The sequence below is a fragment of the Paenibacillus oleatilyticus genome, assembly GCF_018998565.1.
Taxonomy (GTDB): Bacteria; Bacillota; Bacilli; order Paenibacillales; family NBRC-103111; genus Paenibacillus_G; species Paenibacillus_G oleatilyticus.
Map to the genome: position 1 here is coordinate 316,616 of NZ_JAHNZO010000004.1, position 10,077 is coordinate 326,692.

The 10,077-nt window shown below is 52.5% G+C and carries 6 protein-coding genes and 1 rRNA gene; all 7 read right to left on the reverse strand.

What is annotated here, in order from left to right; genetic code table 11:
* Positions 1 to 15 precede the first annotated feature (15 nt).
* Positions 16 to 1,356: a flippase gene (locus tag KQX66_RS07790; protein ID WP_216791676.1), complete on the reverse strand. Its 1,341-nt coding sequence runs from the start codon at positions 1,354 to 1,356 to the stop codon at positions 16 to 18.
* A gap of 61 nt (positions 1,357 to 1,417) precedes the next feature.
* Complete coding sequence (locus tag KQX66_RS07795) at positions 1,418 to 3,253, reverse strand: polysaccharide biosynthesis protein (RefSeq protein ID WP_216791678.1); 1,836 nt, start codon at positions 3,251 to 3,253, stop codon at positions 1,418 to 1,420.
* A 20-nt stretch (positions 3,254 to 3,273) separates the two neighbouring features.
* Positions 3,274 to 3,954 carry a CpsD/CapB family tyrosine-protein kinase gene (locus KQX66_RS07800; protein ID WP_216791681.1) on the reverse strand — a complete coding sequence of 227 codons (681 nt, stop codon included), beginning with the start codon at positions 3,952 to 3,954 and terminating at the stop codon, positions 3,274 to 3,276.
* The gene (locus tag KQX66_RS07805; protein ID WP_216791742.1) at positions 3,938 to 4,693 is read right to left on the reverse strand and encodes a YveK family protein; all 756 of its coding nucleotides are present in this window, start codon (positions 4,691 to 4,693) and stop codon (positions 3,938 to 3,940) included. Before KQX66_RS07805 ends, KQX66_RS07800 begins: the two co-directional genes overlap by 17 nt.
* Positions 4,694 to 4,746: 53 nt before the next feature.
* Positions 4,747 to 5,544, reverse strand: a complete 798-nt coding sequence (locus tag KQX66_RS07810) for a tyrosine-protein phosphatase (RefSeq protein WP_216791684.1) — start codon at positions 5,542 to 5,544, stop codon at positions 4,747 to 4,749.
* Between the two features lie 559 nt (positions 5,545 to 6,103).
* The gene (locus KQX66_RS07815; protein ID WP_216791686.1) at positions 6,104 to 9,700 is read right to left on the reverse strand and encodes a family 10 glycosylhydrolase; all 3,597 of its coding nucleotides are present in this window, start codon (positions 9,698 to 9,700) and stop codon (positions 6,104 to 6,106) included.
* 303 nt (positions 9,701 to 10,003) lie between these two features.
* Positions 10,004 to 10,077, reverse strand: a 5S ribosomal RNA gene (gene rrf, locus KQX66_RS38685); the annotation flags it as partial.

Below are 10,077 nucleotides of genomic sequence, written 5' to 3' on the forward strand. Positions count from 1 at the left end.
GACTGTATCCTTTGGCTATGATTTGCTTCCGATACGTCCCGGCATCCACACGCCGGTTACGATCTGCATGGACCGCTTGACCTTGTACATCATGCTGAAATAGCAGAACGCCGTCGACAGCAAATTCGCCAAGGCCGCACCGATCATGCCAAGACCCGGAATCAGCAGCAGATTAAACGCCACATTCAGAACGGTAGAAATCATCAAGATTCGGCTGGACGCGCGCTGCTGCCCGGTCATCGTCATGACCGTTCCGGATTGCCCGCAATACGAATGAACGAGATGGCTCAGCGACAGAAGAATCAGCGCGGTCGTCCCTGCTTTGAACTCTTCTCCGAACAGTCCCAGAATCCATTGGCCCAGCAGCAAAATCGTCAGGAACACCAGACCGGCGAAGGCGAACCCCGATCGGCCGGACAGCGTGCATACCTTTTGCATTTGCTTCAAGTCGCCCTTGGCATAGGACTCCGAAATCATCGGGGCCGCAATCATATTGATCGACGTGATCGCAAACGAAACCATCGTCGCGATCCGCACGGCTGCCGAGAAAATACCGGACTCGCTCGTGCCGTGCATCATGCCGACCATCACGACGCTAAGCTGTCCCAGAATCAGATACATGCCCGAATTCACCATCAAGGACGTCGATTCCGACAGCCAATGCTTCGTTTGAAACCGGTGCGGATGCCCTTTCGTATGCGGCGTCAGCTTCCGGTTAAGTACCCAGGCCCCGAATAAATACGACAGCAGCATCGACCCGACGAAGATGACCATCGCTTCGAAAGCACCGGCTTTGACGTGAAATAGGACCGTGTAAGCATACAAAATGACGATGCAAAAAACGGGACGCAGCACCTTCTCCGGCAGTTGGGCAACGAGCACTTCTTTGAGCGCCAGCAGCGAGCTTTGCCTTAAAGTCGCCGTCGCCATTAAGGGAATGATCAGCAAGGCGGTCAAAAAGGTGTAATAAAACTCGCCTCCGCTGTTTCTGTACATCACGTAAATGACCACACCGCTAATCCCCATCAGCACCAGCGACACGAGCAAGGTCAGCTGGTTCGCCCGGCGCAGCAAGCCTTTGACTTCGCCCCACAACTGGTCCGCCTTGTAAGAAGACACGAACCGGACGATCGCCGTATCGAAGCCGAGGTTGGCGGGAAAAGCTACGAAGGTGATGACCGTCATTACAAAAGCGTAATATCCGTAGCTGACGACTCCGAGCAGCCTGGCCAGCACGACCTGCATCAACACGGCAAGCCCGACACCGGCCACATTCATCATGAACGAGATGGAGCCGCTTTTCGCAAGAATTCGGGAAACGTTCGTTTCCGTCCGATGTAACGTCGTCTGTTTCATACATACCTTCTTCTTCAGTTAGTCTGAATACCGGGAACGTCTACGGTCGTTTCCGAACCGATTAGGAAACGTTGCTGTACGTAGGCACCAGATGCTTGAGCACCTCACGGATTTCCTGCTGCCCTTTGCCCAGCACCCTCTCCAGCTTGCGGATCTCGAATTCCAGCTCCGTCCGGTTGATGTTCATCGGCTTGCCGATGAAGATCCGGTCATGCATCGTGGAGGTGATGCCTTCTTCGTTCGTTAACAGCTCCTCGTACAATTTCTCGCCTTCCCGCATGCCTGTAAACTCGATGTTGATGTCGACATTCGGCTCGAAGCCGGACAAGCGGATCAAGTCGGCCGCCAGATCGTAAATCTTCACGGGCGCGCCCATATCCAGAATGAACACCTCGCCGCCCTTGGCAAAAGCGCCCGCCTGAATGACAAGCTGAACCGCCTCGGGAATCGTCATGAAGTAGCGCACCATCTCCGGATGGGTTACCGTCACCGGACCGCCTCGCTGAATCTGCTCCTTAAACCGGGGAATAACGCTGCCCCGGGAGCCCAGCACGTTGCCGAAGCGGACGGCGACGAACTTCGTTTGGCTCTGCTTGTCCAAGCTTTGAATGAACATTTCGGCGATCCGCTTCGTCGTCCCCATCACGCTTGTCGGATTGACCGCCTTGTCCGTGGAGATTAAGACGAACCGCTCCGCCTGGAACTGATCGGCGCACTCGGCGACATTTTTTGTGCCGAATACGTTATTCTTGACCGCCTCGGAAGGATTCCGTTCCATCAACGGTACATGCTTATGAGCTGCCGCATGGAAAACGACCTGCGGGCGATGCTGGCTGAACATCTCCTCCAGCCTCGTACGGTCCTGCACGTCGGCAATGACCGTTTCCAATTCGAGCTCCGGCGCAAGCCGGCGCATCTCCATCTCAATCGTATAAATGCTGTTTTCGCCATGTCCCAGCAGCAGCAGCTTCCGGGGGCGGAAAGGGGCGATCTGCCGGCACAGCTCCGAACCGATCGAGCCGCCGGCGCCCGTAACGAGGACGATCTTGTCTTCCACGTAATTGGCGATGCCGTCCAAATCCGTCTTGATCGGATCTCTTCCGAGCAAATCCTCCACCTGCACATCGCGCACTTGGTTCAATGTCGTTTTGCCTGCGATAATTTCCTGCAGATGCGGAATAATTTTCAGGCGGGCTTTCGTTTGCTTGCAAATGTTAATAATGTCCGTGATTTGCGTCTTGGATACCGAAGGCATCGCAATAATGACCTCGTCGATGCCGTGTTTTTCGACAATCGCCGGAATCTGTTCACGACCGCCCAGTACAGGGAGACCGTACACTTGAAGCTTTTGCTTATAAGGATCGTCATCGACGAAAGCAAACGGCATCGTGTCGTAAGCCTCGTTGCTCTTCAGCTCCTTGGCAAACAGCGTTCCGCAGCTGCCGGCTCCGACGATGAGCGCCTTCTTCGGTTCGTCGGCCCCATGCGCTTGCCGCTTCCCGCCGAACTTGTCGCAGAACACTCTCCATACGAACCTGCTTCCACCAAGCAGCAGCAGCATCGTTTCGGCGGTATGCAGAGCTATTGTGAACGAAACCGGCTGAGCCGAAATCGCATTCGTCGCCAGGTAGGACACCAGGCTGCTGACCGCCACCGTTTTCGTCATCGAAATCAGCTCGCCGACACTCGCATACTGCCAGATCCGGTTGTACAGCTTGAAGAGAAACATAAACGCCGTGCTGACGATGCAAGAAATCGTCCCATACAGCAGCCACAGCTGCATCTGATCGGCGGGAATGGAGCTTTTATACGAGAAGTAAAAGGCAAAGTAGACGCTAAGCCATACCATGCCGAGATCGATTGCGACCAAAATTCCCGTTCTTTTGGAATAATTCATCGTTCTTCCTCCCTTAAGTTTTATTCGTTGCCATAGTAATAATAGGCATTGCCGGATGGCCGGGCTATTCGGTTTAGCACGACGCCCAGGAGGTTAGCCTGCACGAACTCCAGCGAATTTTTGGCTTTCTGCACCAAGTCCCGTTTAACTTTCCCGGAATCGACCACGAGAATGACGCCGTCGCACTTGGCTGCGATAATTTGCGCGTCGCTGACTGCAAGCACCGGAGGCGTATCGAGCAGCACGATATCGTAACGCTGCTGAAGCTCCTCGATCAGCCTGGTCATTTTCTGCGAAGCGAGAATCTCCGATGGATTCGGAGGAATAGACCCCGAAGTCATCACTTCCAGGTTCGGGATATCCGTTACTTTGACGGCCATATCAAGCGAGCATTGTGAGGTAAGCATATCCGTCAATCCGTACCGGTTCGATAAATGAAACGTATGATGCGCCGTCGGCTTGCGCAGGTCGGCGTCGATCAGCAGCACCTTCTTATTCGATTGGGCATATACGACAGCCAGATTATTGATTGTCGTCGATTTTCCCTCCATCGGGCTGGAAGACGTTACCATCAACGTCTTGCACAGCCGGTCGACGGATGAGTACTGGATATTCGTACGCAGCGTCCGATACGACTCGGAGACGGGCGATTTCGGATGACTGTGCGCAATGACGGGACGCCGTTTAACGGACTTGGACATTGGATAGTTCACCCACCTTTCGCTCGGAAGACAGGGAGCCCTTATTCGTTTCCAGATCCTGTTCGTCAATTTGGGTAATCAAGGCTAGCGTCGGCAAGCCCAGATAGCGCTCGACGTCCGCTTCCGTTTTGACCGTATCGTCCATATATTCCAGCAAAAAGGCGAGTCCGACGGAAAGCATGAGCGAAGCGAGAAATCCGAGCGCGATATTCAACAGCGGGTCCGGCTTAATGGGCCGGGGCTGCTTGGCCGGATCGGCTTGGTTCAGCAAAATCACGTTATCGACCTTCATGATCTTCGGAATTTGGCTTTGGAACACTTGAAACACGGCATTGACAATGTGAGCCGCCTTCTCGTAGGACGAATCTTGAATCGAGATGGTGAGCACCTGGGTCTCGTTCACCGAGCTCAGCTTGATCTTGTTGATCAGCTGCTCGGAGGTCATGCCGAACTCGGGATGATCCTTCGCCACAATGTCCATAATGGCCGGGGTCTTAATAATTTCCTTGTACGTCGTGACAAGCGAAATATTCGTATTTACGGAATTCAAGTCCAATTTCACAAAACCGGCTTGATCGGGCGATGAGTTAATAATCAGCTTCGTCGAAGCTTCATACACGGGCTTCATGAAAAAATAGCTCACGATACCGGCAGCCGTACAACTAATCGCGACGATGAGAACAATCAGCCATAGACGTTTGCGCAATACGCTCATCACCGCTTTTAAATCGAAATCCATGGTCACGTTATACAGATCCTCGCTTTCGTTTGATATGAATTTTCAATTGTTCTTTATAACGAACGATTCCTCCTAAAAAAACGCGGTAGTTGGGTAAAGAACAAGCTCTTGCGAACTTGCCGAACCGGCCTCCAAACCTCAAAGCTCCGGTCCTTCAGCAAGGATTCCGCATTATGCTGGTAATACTTCACATAATCACCTCCGAGCTTCTCAGTCACAATGCCGTAGGCCCGCTGCAAATGAAACGGGCGGCGAACGGCATTATGCGCATCCGACGCGATAAAATGCACCAGATTTCTTCGGCATAGCTCTAAAGCAACCGAGCGGACCTGAGGTCCGAAATAACCCGTGATGGAATGGGAAGTCACTTGCGCCAGAGCACCGTATTCAAGCAGCCTCAGCAGCTTGTCCGGCTGCTCCGCGATTTCCTTGTTGCGTTCCGGATGGGCGATGACCGCCGTCAGGTTTCGAATCGAAAGTTCGTGAAGGATCTCCTCGACCCGTTCGGGAAGCTTGGACGACGGGAATTCGATCAAGATGTAGGACGACCCGTTCAGAGTCAACAATTGATTGGCATAAAAATCGTCAAGCCACTGCGGATGAGTATGAATCTCTTGACCGCTGCAAATCGTTAAAGGGATTTGGTGCCGCACGAGCTGTTCCTGCAGCAGCGACACCGCCGTTTCGACGGTTTGTGCAGGATTACAGTAGCTGCCCTTTCGATGATGAGGCGTGGCGATAATCGTCGAAATCCCTTCTTGAACAGCCAAGCGAGCGAGCTCAAGCGACTGCTCCAGGCTGGCAGGACCATCATCCAAACCATGAAGAACGTGACTATGTATGTCGATCAATGTCTGCTTCCTCCCGCTTATCCCGACTATGTAAATTATGGCACATTTTCAAAGCGAACGATGAGGGAACAGAGTTGTGTATTTGATTAGTTAAAAATGATTATTTTTCGATTATGGGTACAGGATTTAACAGGCTCTTAATGTAATAAAAGATACAATTTAAAAATGCTTTTAACCATTAATTGTAACCTATTGCATAAAGTTTATTTAATATATACAGAAATTTACATTCATAGTTTTTTAAAGAATGAAAGCGTTTTTGTTTTTCATGAAAATGGAGAAAAGCTCTTTCATCAAAAGGCCTCGCGAGGTTTTTTAAAAAAATGTGAACTTCACCCTCTTGGGTATATTTGGAATACAAAATTTGGTCGATTTTGGGACTTTGGGTTGACTACAGGTAAAAACACCCAATAGCTTGAGCAAATTGGAAAAAACTAAGTCCAAGCGCTCCTCCCTGCAAAACGAACTATGTCTGGGTCATTGAACACATTTTTTGCTGCCCCTAAGTCCCAGAAATAGGAAGGGCACCCAGCTCTTGAATGCCGGATGCCCCTGGTTTTCAGTTTAAAGCTTGCGCCAAACGAATAAGCAGATCGCCAAGCTCTGCCGGGATTTTCTTTCCTCGTAACGCCGAAACTTCATGGATATAAGCGTCAATTTGCTTATGCTCCAGCTTTTTCACCAACGAATTAACTACGCCGTGGCCGCCCGGTCCTGTCACCAATTGACGCGTCACGTTCGCAAGGCTCCCATAGGTAACCTGTACCGTATACGTTGCGGAGGTGACCGTCGTATGGCCTGCCTGATCCTGGGCCGTGGCCGTCACCGTGCCTGTGCCAAGCGGGAGCATATATCCCGCTTGATCGACCAGCGGACCGCCGCAAGAGCTGTACACGACGCCGGATACCGTATCCGTGGCCGTACAAACGACCAGTACCCGTTGATCGACCGTGTAATCGCCTGCGCCTGTCCACTGCACAACCGGCGGCGTTTTGTCGATGGAGACGACAACCGATTGCGGCGTTTCCGCATTGCCAGTTTTATCGGTGGAACGGAACGACACCTTGTGCGCCCCTTCCTTGCTTATGAGCAGCGGGTCCCGGTACAGCTGCCACTGGCTTCCGCCGTTCAGGCTGTATTCCGTCCGTTCGACGCCCGACTGTTCGTCTGCTGCCGCCAGCTTTAGCGTCACGTCGGAGATAAACCAGCCGCCCAGCCGCTCTCCTTCCAGCGTCGCCGTCGTGACAGGCGCTTCGCGGTCCGTCTCGTTGGTCACCGTTATTTTATTGCTCGCTGCGCTCTCGTTATGCAATCTGTCGCTGGCCGTCACCGCGTAAGTGTACGTTTTTCCGTCAGCCGCTATCGGATCTACGATCTTCTGCACGGCGGCATTTCCAACTTTGCGTACCGTTGCGACAATCGCCTCGGGCTGCCCCAGTCCGGGGACGTCCTTCCCCTCGAAGCGGTAAACCACATAATAGGCCTCATCCCGTGTGCTGCTGCCTTCCCAGGTCAGCTCCACTCCGCCCGCTTGGCGTACCGCAGCTTGTAGTACCGGCGCTGCAGGCGCCTGCGCATCCAGCCAAGGCATAGCCGGTATGAGCGCCCGATGCGGATACAAGTCTTGCTTCAGGCGGTTTCCGAACCCGAGCGGGTTGGCAAGCAAATCTTTAGCCGAGAAAAACATACTGCCGCGGACCGTTTCAAAGTTGCGGTTAAAGACAAGCTGGTTGGGCAGTTCGTCCGGCTTCTGCCATGCCGGGTCCGCCGAGCCGATCCGGTAAGGCGCCTGCCCGATGTACAGGTGAACGTTCTTCCCTTGCATTTCCTTGGTCCACCAATCGATCAGCTTCTCGTATGCGGCCGGTGAATAGCCGAAGTTCCAGTAAATTTGCGGAGTAATATAGTCCAGCCAGCCTTGCTGTATCCAAGTTCTCGTGTCCGCGTACAAATCGTCATAATTCCGCAGACCGTTCGTGTCGGAGCCTGTCGGGTCATCCGCTTTGTTTCTCCATATTCCGAAAGGGCTGATGCCGAATTTGACATGACTTTTTTCACGATGGATGGCCGAACTCAACTGCTGAACAAGTCCATTGACATTGTTTCTCCGCCAATCGGCTTTATTGTCCAATCCTCCGCCGTACTGCCGATACGTGTCTTCATCGGGAAAATCGACGCCGGCTGCAGGATATGGATAAAAATAGTCATCCATATGAACTCCGTCGATATCGTAGTTTTTCACCACCTCAAGCACGCTTCCGATAACGAAATCTTTCACCGCCGGAATCCCGGGGTTATACAGCAGCCTTCCTCCGTAGGCAACGGTCCAATCCGGATGCTGCCGGGCCGGATGATCCGCCACAAGCTTATCGATCCGGTCCTGCATGCTAACCCGGTAAGGATTGAACCAGGCGTGGAACTCCAGGTTCCGCTTATGTGCTTCCTCGACCATAAAAGCCAAAGGATCGTATCCGGGATCTTTGCCTTGAACGCCGGTCAGCCATTCCGACCATGGTCCGTATTTCGACGGATAGAACGCATCGGCCGTCGGCTTCACCTGCACGATTACGGCGTTCATTCCGAGGGCTTGAAGCTCATCCAGCATCTTGGCAAAATCGCGTTTCTGCTCCTCTGGCGTCACGACTCCTTTTTTCGGCCAGTCGATATTTTCCACCGAGGCAATCCAAGCGGCTCTTAGCTCCCTTTTCGGCATCGCGGTCGGTTGATTGACGACGAGCATTTTATCGCTGGATTTCCCCCCATAGCTGGCCGTTATTCGCGTGGCACCTACTTTCAATGCCGATACGGCACCGATCGAATCGACCCGCGCGACATCGGGATTGCTGCTCTTATAGGCCGAACTTCCTGTAACGTCGACCGGCTCGTTCATCAATGAGTAGGTAGCGCTTACTTTGGCTTGCTGCGTTTGTCCTACGTTCATCGGCTTGATTTCGGCCAGCTCGATTTTTTGCAAAACGGGTACCGGCTTTTTCACTATAAGCGTGTAGCTCGAGGTCTGGCCTCCGAAGTTCGCCGTAATGACGGCTTCCCCGTCCTTCATCGCCTTGAGCTTCCCGGTCGTGTCGATTGCTGCTACCTCAGGATTGCTGCTTTGGTAGGAAACGCCGCTCACGATCTCAATAGGCTCGCTGTTGGAAGGATACGCGGCAAATACCTTAACCGCATCGCTATCTCCCACCGTCAGCGTGCCGGATGCCGATAGCTCGATGCTCTGCGGCATCTGAGCCTCCGCCGTGACCGTTAAGGAGAACAGAGCCTGCGGCGCGTTAGCCGCTGTGGCCGAGATCGTCGTCGTTCCGGGCTGCAGCGCCTTGACCAAGCCGGACTCGTCGATCGTCGCTACGGTTGGATCGCTGCTCGCATAGACGACCCCACCCGTAACTTCAACCGGCTCCGTACTTCCGCTATACGTTCCGTATACCTTAGTCCGCAAGGTATCCTCGCTTTTCATCGGAGTCAAGCCGCGAAAATCCAGCGCATACATACTGAAGTCGGCATAAAAAGCGCTTAGCCGGTCAAAATACAAGGTGCCTCCGTTTTTATTATTGTCATTGGTTTCGACGATATAGATTTGGGTTAGCTTCATGGGCAGCTGCATCCCCGCAGGAACGGATGCCGTGACGTATTTCCAGCCTGTCCAGCTCAACCCGCCGCTTCCCGTAAAATCGGTTGTCGTCTTTTTGCCGGAAGCATCTTGAAGCTGGGCACGCAGCCAGTGATTGTTTCCGTCCCCGTATACCCACATGCCAAGCTTTTGTGGGGACCCTTCCAGCGTGCGCCCGGCTGAGCCATCGGCATCTTTAAAATTAATATAGGCCGCAGAGGTGCCGAGAGTCCCGGTAAAGTCATAAGCAAGCGCCCCGGAGCGGTATCCGTTTCTTACGGGCCCCGGTCTCCCGGACATCATCAAGGTGACCGCATTCGCCCTGGCCGAAGAGGCATAAAGGTTTACCCCATTCTCGAAATCCTCGATCGATACGGAGGAGGTGGTCGTCAGAGACGTAGCTTCGTTTTTCTCTTCCGCGTAAGCATAGTTATTATCTCCATGTACCGCAGGAAACATCATATTAATAAGCAATAAAACGATAATGAAAGCGATTCCATTTTTGCTTATAAAAAAACTTTTGCTTTCCATCGAATCCCCTCCGCAGCCTGATAATGAATCGTTTTCCTTGCGATTGCCGAGCTTCTTTTTCGGTCAGCTCTGCATCCCTCTCTTCCCATGTTATGTACGCGTTAAGTTCTGGAAACATAATAACTTCCACATAATTACAACCGACTAGTCACCACTCATTATAGACGCTCGGAAAAATAATTTCAATAAATTTATTTTTAATGAAATTTTACTTCAAAAACCATGAAACGCGCATTCGATAATCTTCTGCTAAGGCTAAATGAAAACACAAAAAAAGAACCCCACTTGAGGTTCTTCTTCTGTGCTTGGCGACGTCCTACTCTCCCAGGACCCTGCGGTCCAAGTACCATCGGCGCTGGAAGGCTTAACGGTCGTGT

Excerpts from the sequence above, each read along its gene's own strand:
- KQX66_RS07800 (WP_216791681.1), bottom strand. The coding sequence starts at position 3,954 with ATGTCCAAGTCCGTTAAACGGCGTCCCGTCATTGCGCACAGTCATCCG.
- KQX66_RS07815 (WP_216791686.1), bottom strand. The coding sequence starts at position 9,700 with ATGGAAAGCAAAAGTTTTTTTATAAGCAAAAATGGAATCGCTTTCATT.
- KQX66_RS07795 (WP_216791678.1), bottom strand. The coding sequence starts at position 3,253 with ATGAATTATTCCAAAAGAACGGGAATTTTGGTCGCAATCGATCTCGGC.
- KQX66_RS07790 (WP_216791676.1), bottom strand. The coding sequence starts at position 1,356 with ATGAAACAGACGACGTTACATCGGACGGAAACGAACGTTTCCCGAATT.
- KQX66_RS07805 (WP_216791742.1), bottom strand. The coding sequence starts at position 4,693 with ATGGATTTCGATTTAAAAGCGGTGATGAGCGTATTGCGCAAACGTCTA.